The 21,223-nt window shown below is 67.2% G+C and carries 23 protein-coding genes and 1 tRNA gene; 11 read left to right on the top strand and 13 right to left on the bottom strand.

Annotated elements, in window-relative coordinates:
• Positions 1 to 33 precede the first annotated feature (33 nt).
• The 3 genes from OIE13_RS30595 to OIE13_RS30605 all read right to left on the bottom strand — a co-directional run bounded on the left by OIE13_RS30595 (position 34) and on the right by OIE13_RS30605 (position 1,605).
• A complete protein-coding gene (locus OIE13_RS30595) occupies positions 34 to 771 on the bottom strand; it encodes an HAD family hydrolase (RefSeq protein WP_326646253.1) in 738 nt (245 codons plus the stop codon).
• Between the two features lie 29 nt (positions 772 to 800).
• Entirely contained in the window at positions 801 to 920 is a 120-nt protein-coding gene (locus OIE13_RS30600; RefSeq protein WP_211264163.1) for a DLW-39 family protein, read from the bottom strand.
• A gap of 400 nt (positions 921 to 1,320) precedes the next feature.
• Positions 1,321 to 1,605: a GNAT family N-acetyltransferase gene (locus tag OIE13_RS30605; RefSeq protein WP_326646252.1), complete on the bottom strand. Its 285-nt coding sequence runs from the start codon at positions 1,603 to 1,605 to the stop codon at positions 1,321 to 1,323.
• Positions 1,606 to 1,900: 295 nt separating this feature from the next.
• Between OIE13_RS30605 and OIE13_RS30610 the strand changes: the two genes are divergently transcribed.
• The 7 genes from OIE13_RS30610 (at position 1,901) to OIE13_RS30640 (ending at position 7,325) form a co-directional block, all read left to right on the top strand.
• Complete coding sequence (locus tag OIE13_RS30610; RefSeq protein WP_326829074.1) at positions 1,901 to 2,272, top strand: STAS domain-containing protein; 372 nt, start codon at positions 1,901 to 1,903, stop codon at positions 2,270 to 2,272.
• Between the two features lie 190 nt (positions 2,273 to 2,462).
• Positions 2,463 to 2,834 (top strand): STAS domain-containing protein, encoded by a 372-nt coding sequence (locus OIE13_RS30615; protein ID WP_326646250.1) that lies wholly within the window; start codon positions 2,463 to 2,465, stop codon positions 2,832 to 2,834.
• A 153-nt stretch (positions 2,835 to 2,987) separates the two neighbouring features.
• Positions 2,988 to 3,455: an ATP-binding protein gene (locus OIE13_RS30620; protein ID WP_326646249.1), complete on the top strand. Its 468-nt coding sequence runs from the start codon at positions 2,988 to 2,990 to the stop codon at positions 3,453 to 3,455.
• A gap of 398 nt (positions 3,456 to 3,853) precedes the next feature.
• Entirely contained in the window at positions 3,854 to 4,054 is a 201-nt protein-coding gene (locus OIE13_RS30625) for a ferredoxin (RefSeq protein WP_326829075.1), read from the top strand.
• Positions 4,051 to 5,436 carry an NAD(P)/FAD-dependent oxidoreductase gene (locus OIE13_RS30630; RefSeq protein WP_326829076.1) on the top strand — a complete coding sequence of 462 codons (1,386 nt, stop codon included), beginning with the start codon at positions 4,051 to 4,053 and terminating at the stop codon, positions 5,434 to 5,436. The genes OIE13_RS30625 and OIE13_RS30630 overlap by 4 nt, the downstream gene beginning before the upstream one ends.
• A 49-nt stretch (positions 5,437 to 5,485) precedes the next feature.
• Positions 5,486 to 6,706, top strand: coding sequence for a cytochrome P450 (locus OIE13_RS30635; protein ID WP_326646246.1), 1,221 nt, complete (start codon positions 5,486 to 5,488; stop codon positions 6,704 to 6,706).
• Between the two features lie 295 nt (positions 6,707 to 7,001).
• Positions 7,002 to 7,325, top strand: a complete 324-nt coding sequence (locus OIE13_RS30640) for a putative quinol monooxygenase (RefSeq protein WP_326646245.1) — start codon at positions 7,002 to 7,004, stop codon at positions 7,323 to 7,325.
• Between the two features lie 55 nt (positions 7,326 to 7,380).
• Here the strand turns inward: OIE13_RS30640 and OIE13_RS30645 are convergent, their stop codons facing one another.
• Both OIE13_RS30645 and OIE13_RS30650 read right to left on the bottom strand, forming a co-directional pair.
• Entirely contained in the window at positions 7,381 to 7,920 is a 540-nt protein-coding gene (locus OIE13_RS30645) for a hypothetical protein (protein WP_326646244.1), read from the bottom strand.
• Positions 7,921 to 7,990: 70 nt separating this feature from the next.
• Positions 7,991 to 8,551 carry an ABC transporter permease gene (locus tag OIE13_RS30650; protein WP_326646243.1) on the bottom strand — a complete coding sequence of 187 codons (561 nt, stop codon included), beginning with the start codon at positions 8,549 to 8,551 and terminating at the stop codon, positions 7,991 to 7,993.
• Positions 8,552 to 8,658: 107 nt separating this feature from the next.
• Between OIE13_RS30650 and OIE13_RS30655 the strand changes: the two genes are divergently transcribed.
• From OIE13_RS30655 to OIE13_RS30665, 3 genes are all read left to right on the top strand, one after another.
• Positions 8,659 to 8,889, top strand: coding sequence for a hypothetical protein (locus OIE13_RS30655; RefSeq protein ID WP_326646242.1), 231 nt, complete (start codon positions 8,659 to 8,661; stop codon positions 8,887 to 8,889).
• A gap of 321 nt (positions 8,890 to 9,210) precedes the next feature.
• Complete coding sequence (locus OIE13_RS30660; protein ID WP_326829077.1) at positions 9,211 to 10,047, top strand: D-alanyl-D-alanine carboxypeptidase family protein; 837 nt, start codon at positions 9,211 to 9,213, stop codon at positions 10,045 to 10,047.
• 228 nt (positions 10,048 to 10,275) lie between these two features.
• On the top strand, positions 10,276 to 10,563 hold the full coding sequence (locus tag OIE13_RS30665) for a hypothetical protein (RefSeq protein ID WP_326646240.1): 288 nt from the start codon (positions 10,276 to 10,278) through the stop codon (positions 10,561 to 10,563).
• Positions 10,564 to 10,814: 251 nt separating this feature from the next.
• On the opposite strand, the gene OIE13_RS30670 is transcribed toward OIE13_RS30665, so the two are convergent.
• Both OIE13_RS30670 and OIE13_RS30675 read right to left on the bottom strand, forming a co-directional pair.
• Positions 10,815 to 11,801 carry a C40 family peptidase gene (locus tag OIE13_RS30670; RefSeq protein ID WP_326829078.1) on the bottom strand — a complete coding sequence of 329 codons (987 nt, stop codon included), beginning with the start codon at positions 11,799 to 11,801 and terminating at the stop codon, positions 10,815 to 10,817.
• Positions 11,802 to 12,607: 806 nt separating this feature from the next.
• Positions 12,608 to 12,886, bottom strand: coding sequence for a hypothetical protein (locus tag OIE13_RS30675; protein WP_326646238.1), 279 nt, complete (start codon positions 12,884 to 12,886; stop codon positions 12,608 to 12,610).
• Positions 12,887 to 13,824: 938 nt separating this feature from the next.
• Between OIE13_RS30675 and OIE13_RS30680 the strand changes: the two genes are divergently transcribed.
• Entirely contained in the window at positions 13,825 to 14,454 is a 630-nt protein-coding gene (locus tag OIE13_RS30680; protein WP_326646237.1) for a DUF305 domain-containing protein, read from the top strand.
• Positions 14,455 to 14,664: 210 nt separating this feature from the next.
• On the opposite strand, the gene OIE13_RS30685 is transcribed toward OIE13_RS30680, so the two are convergent.
• The 6 genes from OIE13_RS30685 to gyrA form a co-directional block, all read right to left on the bottom strand.
• Complete coding sequence (locus tag OIE13_RS30685; RefSeq protein ID WP_326646236.1) at positions 14,665 to 15,387, bottom strand: M56 family metallopeptidase; 723 nt, start codon at positions 15,385 to 15,387, stop codon at positions 14,665 to 14,667.
• A 135-nt stretch (positions 15,388 to 15,522) separates the two neighbouring features.
• The gene (locus OIE13_RS30690; RefSeq protein WP_326646235.1) at positions 15,523 to 16,473 is read right to left on the bottom strand and encodes a M56 family metallopeptidase; all 951 of its coding nucleotides are present in this window, start codon (positions 16,471 to 16,473) and stop codon (positions 15,523 to 15,525) included.
• Positions 16,470 to 16,838 carry a BlaI/MecI/CopY family transcriptional regulator gene (locus OIE13_RS30695; RefSeq protein ID WP_326646234.1) on the bottom strand — a complete coding sequence of 123 codons (369 nt, stop codon included), beginning with the start codon at positions 16,836 to 16,838 and terminating at the stop codon, positions 16,470 to 16,472. Before OIE13_RS30695 ends, OIE13_RS30690 begins: the two co-directional genes overlap by 4 nt.
• 839 nt (positions 16,839 to 17,677) lie before the next feature.
• Positions 17,678 to 17,754: transfer RNA gene (locus OIE13_RS30700), tRNA-Ile, on the bottom strand.
• 139 nt (positions 17,755 to 17,893) lie between these two features.
• A complete protein-coding gene (locus tag OIE13_RS30705; RefSeq protein WP_326646233.1) occupies positions 17,894 to 18,499 on the bottom strand; it encodes a DUF3566 domain-containing protein in 606 nt (201 codons plus the stop codon).
• Between the two features lie 182 nt (positions 18,500 to 18,681).
• The gene (gene gyrA, locus OIE13_RS30710; RefSeq protein ID WP_326646232.1) at positions 18,682 to 21,213 is read right to left on the bottom strand and encodes a DNA gyrase subunit A; all 2,532 of its coding nucleotides are present in this window, start codon (positions 21,211 to 21,213) and stop codon (positions 18,682 to 18,684) included.
• Positions 21,214 to 21,223: the final 10 nt, after the last annotated feature.

A 21,223-nucleotide genomic window follows, 5' to 3' on the forward strand; every position in this document is an offset into this window, starting at 1 on the left:
CCTCGAGCGGACGGGCTTCGAGCGAGACGGTTTTCAGTGGGCGGTGGCTGCCAGGGGGGATTCGACGGGCGCGCCGTCGAAGAGGAGGGCGGGAAGGTCCACGATGGAGTCGAGGATGTGGGTGGCTCCGCCGTTGAGGAGACGTTCCCTGCTGTGGACGCCGGTCAGGACGCCGGCGATCACCGCCGCGCCGGCGCGGCGACCGCAGAGCATTTCGCTCTCGGAGTCCCCGACGACGGCGACCTGGCGTACGTCCTCGATACCTAGTCGCATGACCGCGGCGAGCACCAGGTCGGGCATCGGACGGCCACGGCCGGTGTCCTCGGGGCACAGGGCCAGATCAAGCCTGTCGGACCAGCTCAGGGCAGCCAGCACGCGGCCGAGCGTGACACGGCTGAAGCCGGTGGTGAGGCAGATCCTGACGTCGGCACCACGGAGCTTGTCGAGTGCCTCGACGATTCCGGGCAGTGGAACCAGGCCGGCGCGTCCGATGGCGCCCTCGTAGGAGCGTTCGAAGGTCAGGTTGGCCGCCTGGGCCTGGGCCTCGTTGTCCGGGAAGATACCCCTGAAGACATCGATCTTGGAGCATCCCCGGGACCGGTGCACGTGCACCATGGCACGAGCGTACGCACCGGTCCCGGGCACGATGCCCTGCGTGGCGATCGCCTCGGCGAACGCTCGCTCGACCATGGCGACATCACCGATCGTGGTGCCTGCCAGATCCAGGCAGACAAGCCTGATGGGCTTTACTCCATCTTGGACAAGGACCATGAAAGCACCCGAATCGGTAGCCGCGTCTGTCAGTTCTCGCTGCCGGTGGCTTCGGTCCACAGGTCGAGCTCGGCGCGGTCGGCCTGCACCTTGCGCCAGACCAGCAGCCCCCCGAGGGCGACGAGCGCCAGAACGAGCAACTTCTTCACGGTGTGACCCCACTTCTTGAGAAGTCTCACCTGCCGGGGTGAGACAACGCCCGGTTCGAACGGTTCCCTGCAGCCTAGCAAGGGATCGGGCCATGACTCGGTCCGCATGACAAGCGTCACAGCCGATCTACGCTAGCCGGGTAATCGTCACTATCATCCCGCACGACTCGCGATCTGATGATCACAATCTGCCATGAATCCTGTTGCGAAACCGCCCGCGTCATTACGATAACCCCCTTGACGGACCGCTCCATCCGCCCGAAAGTTCCGGTCACCGGCCGCCGAGGATGTTTCCACCCGGTCATCACGGTGACCAGCGTGTCCGCTCGCTCCGGCGCGGCCACCCGGAGCGCGAATGCCCCAAACCATCTCGTTATGGATCTCTGAGGCCACGGGTCGATCAGGCACCCTGGACAAGATCGGCATAGTCGGGGTGACGGTCCATCCATTCCTTGACGAACCAGCAGAGAGGCACGACCTTGGCCTTCTCGGCGCGGGCCGCGTCCAGTGCGGTGCGGACGAGCGCGGATCCCACCCCGTTGCCCTCGTACTCCGGCTCGACCGTGGTGTGGGGATAGACGATGGCCCCGTCACGCCGGACGAGTTCCAGCCGCCCCGCGCGCCTTCCGTCCACCTCCGCCACGAAGAAATCGCCACCTGGGGAGAGCTTGACGTCCACCTGCATGGGGGTTCTCCTTTGCCGGACCGCCGTACGGCGGTTCCTTGGTCAGCCGATCCCGCGAGGCGTTCATTCCCGCGCGTGCGGATTCTCGGTGGATGGGCAGGTCTGGCGGGTGCGACGACTCATCGGTTTCTGCGCACTAGAACATGAAACCGGCAAACCGTATCAAAGGGCGCCTGACTGAAGGATGATGAGAACAGGTACCCGCGCTGCCGGTACCTCATGGCGATCAGCCGACATACCTGTGCATCGCGACGGACGTCGACTGCCCCTCATGCCCACCTAGAAGGTGATCGCAATGGTAGGTGAGGTCAACCACGGCTCACTGCGCATCCTCTTCACCGACCTGCCGACCGGCGTGCGCTGCGAGGGAGACATCGACCTCTGTACGCGGCACGTCCTGGTACAGGCCCTTGCCATGGCGGCGGAGCGTACCGGCGACGATCTGCACGCCGATCTCCACGGTGTCGACTTCGTCGACGTGGGCGGCCTGAGAGTGCTGGCGGAGGCCGCGTTCGGGATGGCGAGCGACCGCAGGCTGGTCGTCGGAGGTCTCCGGCCGCACGCGTGGCGGATCGCCGAGCTGTGTGGCTGGGCGGAGGTGCTCGCAACAGATCCGGAGAACGTGTCCAGAAGTACTCACAGCAGGTCCGGAGAACGTATCCATTAGTGGTATAACGCAGGATTGCTCCCAGCTGTACCGTAAAAGTTCTCTAGAGGAATTCGGAGGATCTCAAGCTGAGAGCATTCACATCGGCCCCTTCCTCCTGGCTTGAGGCGATCATGATCAGGCTTTTGCCTGCCCGGCGACGGCGTCCCGGCCGCCTTCCCTCCCCTCGACCGTCTGCAGAGGTGTACCTGTGAGCACTGCCGTCCGCGTGACCTACGTGTCCGACCCCTCGGCGAAGGAGATGGTCCTGCTCAGCCTGGCCGGCGAGCTCGACTACGCCAATGCCGAGCGGTTCTATCACGACCTTCACCAGGCCATCGGCCAGGACAGGGTCGACCTTGTCGTAGACCTGACCGACCTGACCTTCTGCGACTCCATCGGAATCCAGCAATTCCTGAACACCCGCAAGACCGTCCTGAGCCGCGGAGGCAGCATCGTCCTGGTCAACCCGTACCCCCGCCTGGAACGAATCCTCCATCTGACCGGGCTCACCCATGCCTTCGGCATCCAGCCCACCGTCGCCGACGCCGTCAAGGTGCTGCGACCACGCCAGTCCTCCTAGCGGCTCCGGATATTCACGGCGAATGACCGTCGTAAGTTGGCAACGATCGGGCAGGTGTCTAGCATCGTGTAACTCATCTGCAACGCCCTGATTCTGGAGCAAGTCGGCTCGCCCCCCGGTGACTGCCAGACAAGGCGACGTCAAGGGGGTGTCGTGATCGGCGACCACGGCCGGCACTGGCCGATCGACGAGGATCTCAGTGCGTTGCGAGAACGTCTCCACCAGTACATCGATCAGGCCGGTATCCGGGGCGACCGCCTGAACGACCTCCTCCTCGCCACCAACGAGGCGGTCATCAACGTCCTGGAGCACGGCGGTGGCAAGGGCACGCTGGACATCTGGCAGGACGAGACCCACCTGACCATTGACGTCACCGACGCCTTGGGCCTCCTGGCCGCCGAGCACATCCCGGCGAAACGCCCCACGGGCACCGTGCGAGGTTTCGGCCTGTGGCTGATGACCCAGTTGTGCGACGAGTTCACCATCGAGCAGCTCGCCGGAGGCTCCCGGGTCCGACTGCGGATGGACCTGCGCTCTCCATCGACACGGACCGGGTCACTCGCCTCGGCAGGACCTCGGCAGGACGACCCCGGCCAGGAAGAGGTCCAGGCCTCGCGCTGAACCTCGATCGTCACGGGCCCCGAGTCCCGTCGCCCGCACCCGCCGAGGAATCGGAACTCACGGGTTCCAGAGGTCCTCGCCGAACCGGAGGGGACCACTCGTACGCAATCCTTGACCACCCGCTGACAGAAGGGCGACGTTCCAGCCCCATGTCCGCGATACGCTCGTTTAGCCAGTTCAGCGAGTTATCTAGCGAGATCACCCACTGTTTTCCGTGACCGCTTCCGGGGCGTTCTCCCCGTAACCGGGGCAGCCGCCGACAGCACGTGAGGACGCGCCGCGACGTCGCTCCGGGGCCGGGTTCGCGGTGGGTCCGGCCCGCCGGCAACCGTCCGCCACCGCCCCGGCTCCCCTCACGCCTTATTCGACCGTGCTCGGGCTCGGAAGGGATGGTCATCATGAGGGTTGTCGTCGACCTGGCGCGCTGCCAGGGGTATGCGCAGTGTGCCTTCCTGGCTCCGGACGCGTTCCGGATGCAGGGTGAGGAGGCACTCGCCTTCCACTCCAGCCCCGACGACGCGCAGCGGGACCAGGTCCTGCGTGCGGCCGCCGCCTGCCCGGTCCAGGCGATCCTCGTCGAGACACCGGAACCGTCATGAGCAGCGAGCGGAGCCTGGAGGCGTTCAGGCGCGACGGCCATATCGTGATCGTCGGCGCCTCTCTCGCGGGGCTGAGAGCCGCGGAGGCGCTGCGCGACGAGGGCTTCACCGGGTCACTGACCCTCATCGGAGACGAGGCATGCGAGCCCTACGACCGGCCTCCGCTCTCCAAGCAGGTCCTGACCGGCTGGGTACCCGCGGACGGCACCGCGCTGCCCCGGCGCCGCGAGATCGGCGCGGAGTGGCTGCTCGGCGTGGCCGCCTCGGGGCTGGACCTCGCCTGCAAGCGGGTGCGGCTCGCGGACGGACGGGAGGTTCCCTACGACAGGTTGCTGATCACCACCGGTGTACGTGCCAGGTCCTGGCCCGACGAGGCCGAGGCCGCACTGGACGGTGTGTTCGTGGTCCGCACCCGCGACGACTCCGGTCGCCTGCGGGAGCGGCTGGACGCCGGGCCCGGCCGGGTGCTCGTCATCGGGGCCGGATTCGCCGGTTCCGAGATCGCCTCCGTCTGCCGCGAGCGCGGCATACCGGTGACCGTCGCCGAGGTCGCCGAGGCCCCGCTGGTTGGAGCACTCGGCAGCATGATCGGCTCGATCGCCGCGGACCTTCAGCGTGCTCACGGCGTCGACCTGCGCTGCGGTGTCAGGGTCACCCGGTTGGAGGGCGACGGGCGGGTACGCCGCGCGCACTTCTCCGATGGAGAGACGATCGACGCCGACGTGGTGGTGGTCGCGCTCGGTGGTGTGCGCAACACCGAGTGGCTGGGGGACTCGGGGCTGGCCGCCGGCCGCTGGGGGGTGGCCTGCGACTCGGGGTGCCGGGCGTTCGACATCAACGGCCTGGTCACCGATGACGTCTTCGTCGCCGGGGACGTGGCACGCTGCCCGCACCCGGTCTACGAGTACCGGTTCCTGTCGCTGGAGCACTGGGCCAACGCGGTGGAGCAGGCCCAGGTCGCGGCGCACAACATGGTCAGCCCTCCGACCGACCGCTGGCCGCACCTGTCCATGCCGACGTTCTGGTCCATGCAGTTCGGCGTCAACATCAAGTCCGTCGGTGTTCCGATCATGGCAGACGAGATCACCGTCACCCAGGGGGCGGTGGAGGAGCGCCGGTTTGTCGCGGCCTACGGGTACCGCGGCAGGGTCATCGCGGCCGTCAGCTTCGACAACGCCAAATGGCTCGACCACTACCGGCAGCTGATCGAGACGGCGGCTCCCTTCCCGCCCTCCTGCCCCACCCCCGACCAGCCCGCCGACATGAAGCCGGTCCCCGCACGCTTCCCGGATCCCCTCATCATCACCCACGGAGCCACGGTCATGGTCACCGGCCACGAGCCGAGCGAGCGGCGCGTGGCGTTCGCACGGCCGGGCCGTTGAACCCGGGCAAACCTTAGTTGAACCCGGGCAAACCTTAGGAGAAGCGGTCATGACAGTCGCTCAGGCGCCCAGCACTCTCCAGCGGATCCTCGACTACTCCAGCCGGGCCGACCCGTACCCGCTCTACGCGGAGTTGCGCAGGACTCCGGTGGCCCGGCAGGAGGACGGCGACTACGTCGTCAGCACCTACCGGGAGATCAGCACGTTGCTGCACGACCCGCACCTCAGCTCCGACGCGCACAGCCTCGAAAACCCGGGGCCCGCACTCGCCGAGCGCGGAGACCCACCGGCGTTCATCGGCCTCGACCCGCCACGGCACGACCGGCTGCGCCGCATGGCGATGCGGCACTTCGGCCCCCCGCACTCGCCCACGCTGATAGACGACATGCGGCCCGACCTGACCGCCATCGTCACGGGCCTGATCGAGAACCTGGCGGGCAGGGACCAGATCGACATCGTGGACGACTTCGCCTATCCCTTCCCGGTCACCGTGATCTGCCACCTGCTCGGCGTGCCCCGCGAGGACGAGCCGCGATTCCACCGATGGGTCGAGGCGATCGTCGCGCTGCTCGACTTCAACCCCGCGACGGACCCTCAGGAACGCCTGGGGGAGGGCGTACAGGCCCGCAAGGACCTCAGGCACTATCTCGCCGAACTCCTGGAGAGCCGCCGCGGCCGGCCGCCGGGCGACGACCTGCTGTCGCGGCTGGCGGGCGACGAAGGCCCCGACGGGCGCATGACGGACGAGGAGATCATCAGCACCGCCAACCTGCTGCTCATCGCGGGTCACGAGACGACGGTCAACCTGATCACCAACGGCGTGCTGACCCTGCTGCGCCACCCCGATGTGCTGGAGCGCCTGCGCCGCGAGCCCGAAATGATCGTCCGGACGGTCGAGGAGTTGCTGCGCTACGAACCTCCGGTGCACATCATCCCCTGGCGGGCCGCCTACAGCGATCTCACCGTCGCGGGCGTCACCATTCCGAAGGGCTCGCAGATCACGCTCATGCTCGCCTCCGGCAACCGCGACCCCGCGTACTTCCGCGATCCCGACCGGTTCGACCCCGACCGGCAGGACAACCGGCACCTCGGTTTCGGCAGCGGTATCCACCTGTGCTTCGGCGCCCCCCTGGCCCGGCTGGAGGCGCAGATCGCGCTGAACGGGCTCGTACGCCACCTGAGGAATCCCCGGCTCGTCGCCGACCCGCCCCCGTACCGGCAGAGCGCGGTCCTGCGTGGCCCGCGCCACCTTCTCGTCAGGCAGGGGTGACGCGTGGTCACCGGCTCCACATCCCGATCCTCACCGGCCCCCCTGATGAGGCGTGCAGTACGGGGGCGGCGTCCGGAACGGCGAGATTCCCTGGCCAGGTCGTCGTCGCCCGTCATGTGCTGATCTTCCCTGTCAGGACCCGCGCATGCGGTACGCGACCGAGGCGGGCTCACGGCGGGTGGGTTCCTCCGCCCCGGCATCCGCTCGCCTATCTTGACCATGGCGCCGCACACCTGCCCCACGCCATGCCCGCGGGCGAGGAACACTCGTCTCGATTCTCAACAGGGGACAACTCATGATCTTCATCGCCGTCAAGTTCACAGTCCGCCCCGAGCGGGCCGAGGAGTGGCTCTCGCTCGTCGACGACTTCACCCAGGCCACCCGCAGGGAGCCGGGGAACGTCTTCTTCGAATGGTCCAGGAGTGTCGAGGTGCCCGGCCAGTTCGTCCTGCTGGAGGCCTTCGCCTCGCCCGCCGCGGGTGAGGCGCACGTGAGTTCGGAGCACTTCAGAACCGCCATGGCCTGGATGCCCGGATTGATCACGAAGACACCGGAGATCATCAACGTCGAGGTGCCCGGCGAGGGCTGGTCGCGGATGGCGGAACTGTCACCGGCCTAGAACCGGCCCGCCCGGACTGTCACCGGCCTAGAACCGGCCCGCCCGGTCGGTACGCCTAGTCCGGCAGGCGCCTGCTCCGTCCGCGCCGCCGGGAGAATCGCCACCCGGTGAAGGTGAGGCCGACGCCCGTCACGGCCACCCCCGCGTAGATCCAGATCGGGATCGGCCGGCCGCCACCGCTGCCGGAGGCGTCCGGTGAAGAAGTGGCGACGGCCGTCGGAGTCGGGGCCGCCGGGGGTGGGGTCGCCGTACCGAGAGCGGTGATGAGTTCCGCGGTGAGCGGCTCCCCGCCCGGCAGGCCGTCCCCGGCGCGCAGCGCGGCATCACCTGGGCTGACCAGCAGGTTCCCGGCGCAGAGCGAGGTGTTCAGTGCCACGCCCGGATCGACCGTGAGCAGGCCCGACTTACCCGTGGCGGCGAACACCAGGTACCGCGACCCGGTGACGAAGTTGTATCCGCACGCGGCGCTGTCGGCGTTGGTGGCCACCTCGAACTCGGCGCTTGCCTGTTCACCGACGACCGGCTGGAGAACGTCGAGGCCGCTCGGAAGCCGGGGATGACGGCCGTTCACTTCCGGGGCCCCGACGATCTCCATGAGGCTCTTCCCCGCTGCTCGACGGCGGCCACAGGTCGGTCTCCCCGTCGTAGTCGAGCGCCGGCTATGGCTACGTCAGCGCCTCGGTGGGCGACAGACGGGAGGCGCGGATCGCCGGGTACAGGCCGGCCAGCGCGCCGATGGCCAGCGTGGCGCCCATCCCGCCGAGCACCGCCCACGCCGGGATCACCACGGGCCACGACACCGAGGTGACGTACCCCGCCGTGACCGCCACGCCCAGCAGCGCGCCCGCGATCCCGCCCAGTGCCGACAGCAGCAGTGACTCGGCGAGGAACTGAGTGCGGATCTGCCCCTTGGTCGCCCCCAGGGAACGGCGCAGGCCGATCTCGCCGCGCCGTTCCAGCACCGAGATGACCATGGTGTTGGCCACCCCGACCCCGCCGACCAGCAGCGCCACACCACCCACGCCGAGCAGCAGCCCGGTGAAGGCCGCGTCGGCGGCCTGCTTGGCGGCCAGCGCGTCGGAGGGGCGCGACACGTCGACCTCGTTGGGGGCCTCCGGGTTGGCGGTGGCGCCGAGCACCTGAGCCACCGCCTCCACCTGCGCGTCCCGCGAGCGGGTGTAGACGACGGTCGGGCGGCTGTCGAAGCCCAGCCTGGCCTCGGCCACCGGCCAGCCGACCAGCGCCGCGGTGTCCAGGCTTTCGAACGCGGGGGCACCGGGACCTTCCCGCCCAGGTACAGCTCGGTGTAGGCGCGGTCGAGCAGCCTGCCACCTTGCAACGCGAGTGCGAAGCGAACCAGGTCCGGCGCCGTGGAGAACCCGCCTCCGCCCCCGGAGCCGATGAACGCGCGCCCGAGCAACTGCGGGCCGAGATGCAGCAGTGGGTGGAGGAGACGTCGGCGGTGGCCGAGTGGGTGCGGACCTTCGCCCCCGTGATGCCGAGCACATTCGCCTCCGCCCCGGGATCGTATTCGGCCGAGTTCTCTGGTTACCTGCCGGCGTGAAGGCGGCGGGCGCTCCCATCTCCAGGTCAGGGCACTGCAGAACCTGGGGTGGTTCACCAGACGTGCGGGAGATCTTTAGAGTTACCAGAGTGAGGTCTGCGACGGCGACAAACTTCCCCGCCATTTTATTCCCCTCGAATCCACAAGGAGGACAGCCGGGAATCTTTACCTGATAAATCACCCTTACAGGGCGAGGAATCCGCATTTTTTGCCATTTAATGACTCCTATATCGTCAAGAGCACCTCAAATTCCATGGCAACCTGAGCGGCATGCATAGCAACGGGAAAATCCGCCTTACGGTCGGTGCCGCCCTGTTGGCCATGGCAACAGGATTCGCGGTACCGGCCTATGCCCAGCCGGCGCGCCAGCAGGTAGTCCCCGCCCACACCAACCCCTCCGATGTCGCGCCGGCGGTGCTTGGACGCGCGGCCTACCTGGTCGACGCCTCGACGGGCAAGGTTCACCTCAGCAAACAGGCCGCCCAGCGCATGCCGGTGGCCAGCCTGACCAAGGTGATGACCGCCTACATCGTGCTCAAGAAAGCAAAGCCGACCGACACGGTCGAGATCACATCGGACGACGTGCGCTACGCGCAGGACGGCGGCGGCACCAGCGCGTACCTGCGCGCCGGCGACCGGCTCACCGTCGAGGACCTGCTGTACGGTCTCATGCTTCCCTCGGGCGCGGATGCCGCCCACGCGCTGGCCCGCACCTACGGCCCCGGGATCACCGGGTTCACGGCAGAGATGAACGCGACCGCGCGCGAGCTCGGGATGCGCGACACCATGTACCTCAACGCCGACGGGCTGCCCACGCCGAACGGCGAAGGCTACTCCACCGCGCAGGACCAGGCGCGGCTTGCCAAGGCGGCACTGCGTAACCCGATGTTGAAGACCGTCACCTCCAGTCAGAGCCACGTCGTCGCCGAGACGGCGGACCACGGCGCCTACACCTGGAGCAACACCAACAAGCTGCTCGGCACGCCGGGCGTGCTCGGCATGAAGACCGGTTATACACGCGCCGCGGGCTACTCCCTGACCTTTGCCGCTGACCGCAACGGTCACCAGCTGGTCGGCGTGATCCTCGGCGAAGCCGTCTCCAGCCGGAGGTTCGAGACCGCCGGGAGACTGCTGGACTGGGCAAGCGTGAACACGTAGCAGCCGGCGGCTCCTACGCGGCGTTCCAGCGTTAAATACCAGAACTGTCCTAGCCTACGGCGGAGGCCGGACGCATCCCGCTCACACCCGATCGGAACGCGTCGGGGGACGTACCCCAGCCAGGGTCACCATGACGAGCCGTCGAACTGCGTCCGGTCCGTCCTCGTCCCGCTGGCCCTTACTTCGTTGCTAACGGGGCTTGTCCAGTCCCTTGGCACTACCTGGGGCTTGTTCCGGCACTATTGGGTGCTGGTAAAACTCCTGGTAACCGTTCTCGCCACCGTCGTGTTGTTGCTGTACACGCAGACGCTTGGCCGCCTGGCAGGCGTAGCAGCAGAGACGACATCCTCCACTGCCGATCTCGGCGTACTGCGCACCCCATCCGTCGTGCTCCATGCCGGTGCCGCCCTGCTGCTGTTACTCGTGGCCACAGTGCTGGCGGTGTACAAGCCGCGGGGCATGACCCGGTACGGGCAGCGTAAGTTGCACGAGCGGCGCACGGTATCGCAGCCGTAGACGCAGCGATCCTGCTCGGGCCTCGACCGAGCGAACCCGGTCAGTGGTGAAACTCCCCGCGTGACGGACGAGACCCGTACCCACGGACGTTCAAAGACAGCCGTCCGGCTGCGGTTCTCCCCTGCTACGGCCTGTTGACCGCTGGAAAGACGTCCGGGCTCCGCGTATCGAACATCTTCTCGCGCCGGTTCCCGTTCGCGCGCGGCCCGATCGAGGAGACCGGAGTGGGTCCGGCATCGTTGTGACCGGCGTCAGGGGCGGACGGCGCCGAGGAGGCGGCCCCACCAGTAGTCGTCGAGATCGACCACTTTGATGATGTCGCCGGTCCTCGGGGCGTGCACCATCTTGCCGTTGCCCGCGTACATGCCCATGTGGCCCAGGCCCTTGCTGAAAAGCAGGTCACCGGGCTGCAACTGGTTCAAATCGAGTGGCACTCGCCTGCCGGCCCCCCAGCTCCACTGTTCCCACGTGGTGCGGGGGATGCTGACTCCGGCGTTGCGCCAGGCGGTTTGCGTCAGACCGGAACAGTCGTACGATCCCGGCCCCTCCCCGCCCCACTGGTACGGCTTGCCGATCTGCGCGTAGGCGAACTGCAGAGCGGTCCTCGCGTTTCCGGAGGCCGAGCCGTTGTACGTGACACCGGTGCTGTTGGGGTCGCCGGCCCGGAAGGCGCCGAGCCTGCGCAGCAGTTTCGTCTGCTCGGCGATCAGGCGCTTGGTCTTGGTCTTTTCCTTGGCCAGCGTGTCTCGTGCCTTGTCCGCCTCGGTCAGCGCGTCCTTGGCTTTGCCGTGCTGCAGTTTGAGGGTTTGGGCGGCGGTGTCGAATGCACGGAGCGACTCCGCGTGCCCGGCCGATATCTGGTCGACCGCGGCCATACCACTCAGGAGCGCCCGAGGGTCGGCGCTGGAGATGAGCCCCGCTCCGCCGCTCAGCCCGCCGGCCTGGTAGGTGCTGACGGCCACTGTGACGAGGTTGCGGCGCAGGGCATCAACTGACTCCCGCTGCCGGTCGTAGACCTTGTTCAGCTCGTCGTAGTGCTTCTTGGCCTTCTTCCAGCGCTCGTTGGCCAGGTTGTAGCGGTCGACGACCTTGCCGGCCTGGTCATTGAGCTTCGCGAGTTTCGCCCTGGCCTGGGGGATGGTGGGCCGTGGCTCTGCGACCGCTCCGTCGAGAGGCGACAGCAGGACGGCGATCACGAGTCCCGCCGCCACAGGTATCCGTCCGACTCGCACCGGCATGCCTGCAACGGCCACTGTGTGACGCCTTCCCTTGTCCAGATGTCGGGCGAAATGCTACAGAAGTAGCACAGGCTATTCACCCTTTACTCCGTATTTCCATGCTTAGACAGGGCAGCAGACAGTGGCGCCCAGCCGGGGAGGCGGAACCATCTGTAGCGATCTCCACAGTGAATCGGCCGCTAAGAGCCTGCTCTCGGGCCTCGCGTGAGGCGCGCCCAGCTGCCCGGGTACGCGATACCTTCAGGAGGATGACTATAACTACGAAGAGTAGTAGAAAGGCCTTTTCTGCGGCCCCGTTTTCGTGGAGTCGACGCGAGGGCTCCACGCGCCTTGGCATCTCGGAAGAGAGGACGGACCGCCGGACACCCTGGCGCTGTCCGTGGCGTTCGACGGCCCCGGCACCGGGGCTCACCTGGATGACCCGGTGATCTGCGCGCACCACGCCTTCAGCCAGTCTGTCATTCGGCATGGCGAGCGGATCAGCCCGGTGCAACGCGAAACCGCCGATGTCCCCTCCGATGGCAATGGCCATGCGACTCATGAGGTGGATCCAGTTGGCCTTGGGGTCAGGTGTTGCGACTACCTTTAGCAGCCAAGCCGCCCAAATGTGGCCGTTTCAAGTCGTCATAACCACTGCCGCGAGCTGCTCGCCACGCTGGGCTGAGCGAACACACCGGAAACACGTCGTCTCCGCCAGCTCCTTACGGAGTTCCTTGGCGGTGGGCTTGGGCTCGGTATGGCCTGCCGAGGCCACGCCCACACACATGATCACAACGATGAACATCGAGACCAGAGCTCGAAATACGCTAGGACGCCGAATCCCACGGGACGCAGCCGTCACGCTTCTCCTCATCGGTGCGCGAGCCTTCTGCTTCCGGGCTGCCGTCCCCCCAGGAGAGGCGGTGTCGACCTTGGTCGTGGTCGTTCTTCTCGGCTCGGTAACCCTTTTTGCGGTCGCCTGCCTCCTGAGCCAGGTAGGCGCGGGCCGCAGGGTTGAACGCCGCAGGGTTGGACAGGGCGCCGGCGAAGCCGGTGAGCGCGGAGGCGATGATCAGTGCCGGTAGCGACTCGACCAGGCCGAGCAATGCGAAGAGTGCGAGGATCCGCCGCCGTCCGGGCCCGGACGGCGGCGTCGGCGGTCAGCGGGGTGGGGCCTGTCCGCCACTAATTACTATAGCTAATAGTAAATGCTTGTGCAGTGATTCATCAGCTTTCGATCTGACGGCCGGGCGGCCGTTCTACCCTGCGAGCCTTGACCATGCGATTCCTTCGCAGCACCCCTATCGTTCACGTCCTGGTCAAGATGCCAAGACCACTGCGTCACGTCGGCCGCTCATGCCCATGGCCGGGCAGGATTGCGAGCTCACGTCGCGCGCCTCGTGGCTGTTCGCTCCCACGGGGGCTTCCTGCCCCATGTTCACGCCGACTGTTCTACGATTATAGATCGTAGGAAGATTGGAAGGTCAGACCGCAAGCGTGAGGGGGCGGACGATGGACGGCTCAGCCCGCCGGTCCACGTTGCGGGTGCCGTGCCGCTTTCTTCTGATCGCTCTGATTCTGGGCGTCGCCGGGATGCACACCCTGGGGCACCTAGACCACCGGCGGGAGCATGACGGCACGCCTGCCGCCTTCGGACATACCTTTACCGCTGATCATGGAGTGCCGAAAGCACACACCGTGCTCCGTCCCACCCTGATGCCCCAGGCCGGGCAACTGATCTCAGGGCGTGATGACACTCCTCCGACCCTTGATCCGAGCTCCGTCTGCCTGGCCGTACTCACCTCGTTTCTCCTTCTCCTCATCGGTATGGCGTCCCTGTGGACGCGGCGGATCTCGCAGGCCCGATCGGCCGACGCCTCTCCGACGCTGCTCGTCGCCCGCCCGCCCCCGCGGAGGACGGCCCTACGTCTGGCGCGTCTCTCGGTTCTGCGCGTATAGGCCGATCGCCTCCGCGGACGGCATCAAAGATCCGCCCGCAGACGATCGGCACGCAGATACGACCGACTGGAAAGAGACCATGGAGATGTTCGCCAACCGATCCGCCCTTCGCAGGCTCGCACTGACCGCCACGGCTGGAGCCGGTGCTCTCGCGCTGCTCATCGCCTGCGGAGGCGGTGACGACACGATGACCGGCCACACCGGCATGACCAGCAGTGCCCCCGCTCCCGCCACTACCGCAAGCCAGGAGCCGGAAGCCTCCTTCAACGACATCGACGTCACCTTCGCGCAGATGATGATCCCGCATCACGAGCAGGCCGTGGAGATGGCCAAACTGGCCGAGACGCGGGCCTCCGACCCGGAGGTGAAGGAACTGGCGGCGAAGATCAAGGCCGCGCAGGGGCCGGAGATCGCCACCATGACCGACTGGTTGTCCACCTGGAAGGCTCCCGCCCCGGAGGGGGGCCACGGCGAGCATGTCATGCCCGGCATGATGACCGAGGAGGACATGGTCAAGCTCCAGGCGGCAAAGGGCGCGCAGTTCGACCGGATGTTCGCCGAGCTCATGATCGCCCATCACAAGGGGGCGATCATGATGGCCAAGACCGAACAGACCGACGGGGCCGATCCCAAGGCCAAAGAGCTCGCCAGGACCATCGAGACCGCTCAGCAGGCTGAGATCAAGCAGATGCAGGAGCTTCTCGACCGACTGTAGGCCATGAGTCGGTCGGCGGTGTCCAGATATGATCTACATCTGGACACCGCCGGCTTTCCGCGTTGTGGTTCATTCGCCACGTTTACCAGAAGTAGTGCTCAAAGAGATTCCTTTGCTCGTCCCGCTGTGCTGCGGACGGGCCCGGACAGTTCCCTCCTGGTGGAGACATTGCGCACAGCCGTTGTAGTTTCACCAGCCGTCGATGCCTGCTCAGGTGAGTGCGGGGCAGGTAGCCAGGAAGACGATCAGGGAGGGCAGGACGAGCACAACCGCAGGACCAGCCAGCAGCCCGCCGACGCCGAGAGCGCCGAGTATTTTCTCGCGCCTGCACAGCACCGGTGATGCGGGTGACAGCAGCCGCCTGATACGGATCAGGGCGGTCTCGCCGCCCGCTCCCATGGCTGCGATCGGTGTCGACGCCCCGGCCACGGCGATCAGGACCGCTGCGATGACGGTCCGCGGATGCTCGCGAGCGGCCACATCGTCGGCCAGTAACTCCACATGGCGGGGAACCTCCCTGCTGGCGCGAGCAAAGAGAGGTATCCAGGGGAAGGCGTGAACCAGTGCTTGGGCGCAGGCCAGCAGCAGATGATGGCGACCGGCGAGGTGTGCCCGTTCGTGGGCGAGTACGGCTGCCACGTGCCGGCGCCCCAGCGCCGCCAGAGTACCGCTGGTGATCACAATCAGACCGCCACGACCGGGTACGCAGTAGGCGGCGGGTTCGTCGTGCCTGACGACAAGCACACCCAGCTCGCGATCCTGGCGGCCGACGAGCAGAACAGCACTCCTATGCTGCGCACGGCCGCGCCAGCCGAGAAACAGCACGCTTGCTGTGCAGTACCCGACCCGGACGAAGATCAGACCGGCCGCGAGCAGACCTCCGAGAGCGATCAGGGGCCGTGGTGTCGCCGCTGCGGAATGGCCGGCGAGCAATTCGGAGCATGCTGTCAGTAGATGGCTAATGGGTTGCCAAGAGAAGCCTATGCACGCAGGCGAAACGCCGGTCGATGGAGGCCGTGGCAGCACCCCGCCTTCAATCTACTACTTACCATCGTAGATTATTGGTGGCTAGAACAGTGAGATGCCGTGGCAGTGGTGGGCCAGGAACGAGCGCGCCCCGGGAATCACGGCCACGGTCGCGGGGCCGACGAGGAGGAAGGCGACCGCGGCGAGGCCCGCGACACGTTCCCGGAGCCTGAGCGGGGCCGCCGGGCTGAGCATGCGCCGGACCCGGGTGAGGGCGGTCTCGCCGCCCGCGCCCAGCGCGAACGCGGGTGTCCGTCCCGTGGCGATCCGGACCAGTGCGGCGGCGATGTGGATGCGCGGGTGGCGGCGGGCCGCGATGTCGTCGGCGAGAAGCTCGATCAGCCGCGCGATCTCACTGCGGGCTCGGGCGAACAGCGGCAGACGGGGGAAGGCCCTGCAGAAGGCTTCGGCGGCGGCCAGGGCGAGGTGGTGGCGCCCGCGCAGGTGCGCCTGCTCGTGGGCGAGAACGGCGGCGACCTGTTCGGGAGCCAGGGATCGCAGGGCCGCGGTGGTTATGACGGCCTTGCCGTCGCGCCCGGGCAGGCAGTAGGCGGCGGCCTCGTCGTGGTCGAGCACGACCGCGTCCAGCACGCCGTCATGGTGTCCGAGGATGTTCAGCATCTCGGCGTGCCGCCGTCGTTCCCTTCGTGCTCTGACCAGGATGGCCGCCCCGCAGTAGGTGATCCTGGCCGCGATCAGCCCGGCACCGAGCAGGGCGACGCGAGCGCCCGGGGAGGTGAGGGACGCGCCGTCGGAGAGCATGTCCGCGCATGCCTCGAAGAACTCGGCCAGGCCATGGCCGATCACGCCGGCCGGGATCGCGGCGGCCGACGCCGAGAAGATCGCGGAGGCGACCGCGGAGGCACAGGCGGCCAGCCAGACGGAGATCGCCAGGCGGGGTGCGCGATCAGCCCATTCACCCCGGCCCAGCAGGTAGGGCAGCGCGACCACCGCGACCACGGCGTACAGAGCCAGGACGGCGGCGGCCATCATGCGCGGCGCCCCGGCGGATACACCTTCAGCGCGGCCTCCAGCGCGGTCGACTCCTCGGGGGTCAGCCGCTCCAGGAAGTGCACCAGCGTGGCCGCCTGGTTGCCACTGGAGGCGAGACTGCTGCGCATCAGCTCGGCGGTGTAGGCCTCCTTGCTGGCCACCGTCTCATAGACATACGCCCGGCCGACCGGCTTCCTGCGGAGCAGGCCCTTCTTGTGCAGCTTGTCCATCACCGTCATGACGGTCGTGTAGGCGATGTCCCGGTCACGACGGAGATCTTCGAGCACCTCCCTGACCGACGCCGGCCGGTGATACGACCAAAGGCGCTCCATGATCGTGGACTCCAGCTCTCCCAGACCACGCATCAGGTGCGACTCCCGTCTACCGGCGAATCATTCAATGCTACCGGCCGTCGTAGATGCCTTGCCATGCGTCACTTCTGCCGTCGGCCCGCGAATCGCCGGGCTCGCGATCCGGGCGGGCCCGATGCCCGGAACCTCCTGGCGAAAAAGGCGTTGTCCATATACCCCCACCCGTATACTGACAAGTCGCGCGACCGCCGGGAGGCCGCGCCGCCGCCCGCCTCCTCGGCCTCAGCCGCAACACCGCCTACCGCCTGGTCAAGCGCGGGGAACCCCCCTGCCGAGTCATCCAAGCCGACTCCACAGCACTCGGGGCACATCAAAGTCTCCACCGAAACCGGGGCGATTCAGCCGCTACCACGTGGCGTTTCTTGGGGTGGATGTCCAGCCGCACGGCGATGGGTTCAAGGTTCGGCTCGGCGCCAGGCGGGGCGACGACCAGATCATAGGCGGGGTGAGACTGAAGATGAACCAGGAGGAGTTCGCACGGTTTCGTGATTTTATCGCCTTGGCCATCGCGGCACGCGACCGGTGAGCCCTCTGAACGAGTCCACCTCGCCCTGAACCATAGCGGCTTCGATTCACCCCGAGTTCGTAAGGGCTGCCCCCGCTCATGGTGCCGGAGGTGATTCCGTCCTGCCAGGGCCTTGAAGAAGGAGAGCGGGTGACGGGAATCGACCCCACGCTGTCAGCCTGGGAATCGGCTACTGATCTTGCCGTGCTGAAACGGCGAGAGCCGCCAGGACGCCCTCAGACGAGTGAACGGCCTGTTCGAGTGAGGCCGTTGCAGTACCCGTTGCAGCAAAACGCCCCGGAGCATGATCGCTACGGGGCGTTTTCGCTGGTGGGGCTACCAGGACTTGAACCTGGGACCTCTTCCTTATCAGGGAAGCGCTCTAACCGTCTGAGCTATAGCCCCTCAGCACATACAAACGGCCTCGCACCCGCTTCGCGGAGGCGAACCCGTCCGTTCGAACTGGGAAAAGCTTACCCTGCTTCGGCACCTACTTGCGCCATGTCCCCGACCGTGGAAGAGCGAGGACATGGCTCAAGATCGGCTATTCGGCCTCACTGAAAGTGACCTCCACACCGCCGACCAGGTCGGAGGCGACGTTGTAGATCACCGCGCCAAGGGTGGAGAGTGCGGTGATCAGCACGACGTTCACCGCGCCGATCAGGGCGGTGTAGCCCAGGATGCGGACCGGCTCGAACCAGGAGGCGACGTCGACGCCGCTGGTGGCCTTGCCGTCGGCGGTCGTCAGCTGGTTGACCGTCTGGATGATGTTGTCGAACACTCCCAGCCCTGACAGCACCATGTAGAGCACCGCGACCGCGATGAACAGCACCACGAAGCAGACCAGTGACACCACGAAGCTGAACTTCATGGCCGACCACGGCTCGACCCTGCGCAACACCAGGTGTGCCTTGCGGGGCGACCTGGGAGCGGGGATGTCCGAGGGCTTCCTGCCAGACGTGTCCAGCGGTGTCTGGGGCGACGACAGGCTGCCGGGCGACCACGGCTGCTGTCCCGCCGGTGGACGGTTCTGCTGTCCCGCCGGCGGAGGCGGTGGGGATGACTGTAACGGTGGCGTGGACGGAGGTGGGGATCCCGGACGGATCCGCACCGTGGTCTCGGCCTGCTTGCCATCCTCTGTGGTCGTCACTTTTTTCCTGCCCTTGGGGTCGTCGGCTACCGATTCATCGGTTTCCGGCGCGGGCGCGCTACCGTTAACCGGTGACGAGGCCGCCTCGACGTCTTTCGTTTCAGCGGTCTTGTCTATTTTCTCCGTCACCTGGTCACGCATCGACGAGGAGGCGGGGCGCGAGCCTGGCTCGCCCTGAGAACTCACGGGTTATTCCCTTCCCCGTTCCCCTCGGTCTCCACCGGCACCTCGGTGTTTTCCTCGGTCTCCAACGCCTCCGCGTTGCGGGCCAGAGCCACGACGCTGTCCCCCTCTGCGAGATTCATCAGTCGAACCCCCATCGTCTGGCGGCCGGACTGCTTGATCTCCCCGGCGCTCGTCCGGATAACCCCTCCGGCGGACGTGATCGCGAAAACCTCGTCCTCGGGCCTGACCATGACCGCGCCAACCAGCTTGCCACGGGCGCTGACGATCTTGGCGGTCAGGACGCCCTTGCCGCCCCTTCCCTGGATCGGGTACTGATCCACGGGGGTGCGCTTGGCGTATCCGCCCTCGGTCGCGATGAGCACGTTGTCGCCGTCGGCGATCCGGTTCATCGCCAGGAGCTCGTCGCCCTCCAGGAAGCGCATGCCGATCACACCGCTGGTCGCCCTGCCCATCGGGCGCATGGCCTCGTCGGAGGCCGTGAAGCGGATGGACTGGGCGCCGCGTGAGACGAGAAGGAGGTCGTCCTCCTCCGACACGAGCCTGGCAGCGATCACCTCGTCATCTTCGCGCAGGTTGATGGCAATGAGGCCACCCGTGCGCGGCGAGTCGTACTCGGACAGGCGCGTCTTCTTCACCAGGCCGCTGCGGGTGGCCAGCACGAGGTACGGGGCGACCTCGTAGTCACGCAGGTCCAGCACCTCCATGACGACCTCGTCAGGCTGCATGGCCAGCAGGTTCGCCAGGTGCTGCCCGCGAGCGTCGCGGCCGGAGTCGGGGAGCTCGTACGCCTTGACCCGGTAGACGCGGCCCTTGTTCGTGAAGAACAGCAGCCAGTGGTGCGTCGTGGTGACAAAGAAGTGATCGACGATGTCGTCCTGGCGCAGCTGCGCACCCCGCACACCCTTGCCACCGCGCTTCTGCGCCCGGTAAAGATCTGTGTTGGTTCGCTTGGCGTAGCCGCCGCGGGTGATCGTGACGACCATGTCCTCCTCGGCGAGGAGGTCCTCGATGGACATGTCGCCCTCGTAGGCGATGATCTCGGTCCTGCGCTCGTCGCCGTACCGCGCCGTGAGCTCGGAGAGCTCGTCCTGGACGATCGTGCGCTGCCGCTCGGGCGAGGCGAGGATCGCCTGGTACTCGGTGATCTGCACCATCAGCGCGTCGTGCTCGTCGGTGATCTGCTGGCGCTCCAGAGCGGCCAGCTTGCGCAGCTGCATGTCGAGGATGGCCTGCGCCTGGATCTCGTCGATCTCCAGGAGCGCCATCAGACCGCCCTGGGCCGCGGACGCCGAGGGCGACCGCCGGATCAGGGCGATGACCTCGTCCATCCGGTCGAGTGCCTTGAGCAGCGCGCGCAGGATGTGCGCCCGCTCCTCGGCCTTGCGCAGCAGGTAACGGGTCCGGCGGACCACGACCTCGATCTGGTGGGCCACGTAGTGGCGGACGAACTGGTCGAGCCTGAGCGTGCGCGGCACGCCGTCGACCAGGGCCAGCATGTTGGCGCCGAAGGTGGTCTGCAGCTGGGTGTGCTTGTAGAGGTTGTTCAGCACGACCTTGGCGACCGCGTCGCGCTTGAGCACGATCACCAGGCGCTGGCCGACGCGCGAGGAACTCTCGTCTCGGACGTCGGCGATGCCGGTGATCCGGCCGTCCTTCACCGACTCGGCGATGGTCAGCGCGAGGTTGTCCGGGTTGACCTGGTAGGGCAGCTCGGTGACGACCAGGCACTGGCGCCCCTTGGCGTCCTCCTCGACCTCGACGATCGCCCGCATGGTGATCGAACCGCGGCCGGTCCGGTACGCGTCGTCGATGCCGCGACGGCCGACGATCAGCGCGCCGGTGGGGAAGTCGGGCCCCTTGACCCGGGCGATCAGCGCTTCGAGGAGTTCCTCGTCCGTCGCCTCGGGGTTCTGCAGGGACCAGACGATGCCCGAGGCCACCTCCCGCAGGTTGTGCGGCGGGATGTTGGTGGCCATGCCGACCGCGATGCCCGCCGCCCCGTTGACCAGCAGGTTGGGGAAGCGCGAGGGCAGGACCGTCGGCTCCTGGGAGCGCCCGTCGTAGTTGGGGATGAGATCGACGGTGTCCTTGTCGATGTCGCGCAGCATCTCCATCGCGATGGGCGCGAGCTTGCACTCGGTGTAGCGCATCGCCGCGGGCGGGTCGTTGCCCGGCGAGCCGAAGTTGCCCTGCCCGTCGACCAGCGTGTAGCGCAGCGCCCAGTGCTGGGCCATCCGCACGACGGTGGCATAGATCGACGAGTCGCCGTGCGGGTGGTAGGAGCCCATGACGTCGCCGACGACGCGGGAGCACTTGAAGTAGCCGCGGTCGGGGCGGTAGCCGCCGTCGTACATGGCGTAAAGCACCCGGCGATGCACCGGCTTCATGCCGTCGCGGACGTCCGGCAGCGCGCGCGAGACGATGACCGACATCGCGTAGTCCATGTAGCTGCGCTGCATCTCGGACTGGATGTCGACCGGTTCGACGCGGTCTACCGGAGGGCCGGGCGGAGTGTTGACTTCCGTCACAGGTCAAGAT

It is taken from the genome of Streptosporangium sp. NBC_01810 (assembly GCF_035917355.1).
Classification (GTDB): domain Bacteria; phylum Actinomycetota; class Actinomycetes; order Streptosporangiales; family Streptosporangiaceae; genus Streptosporangium.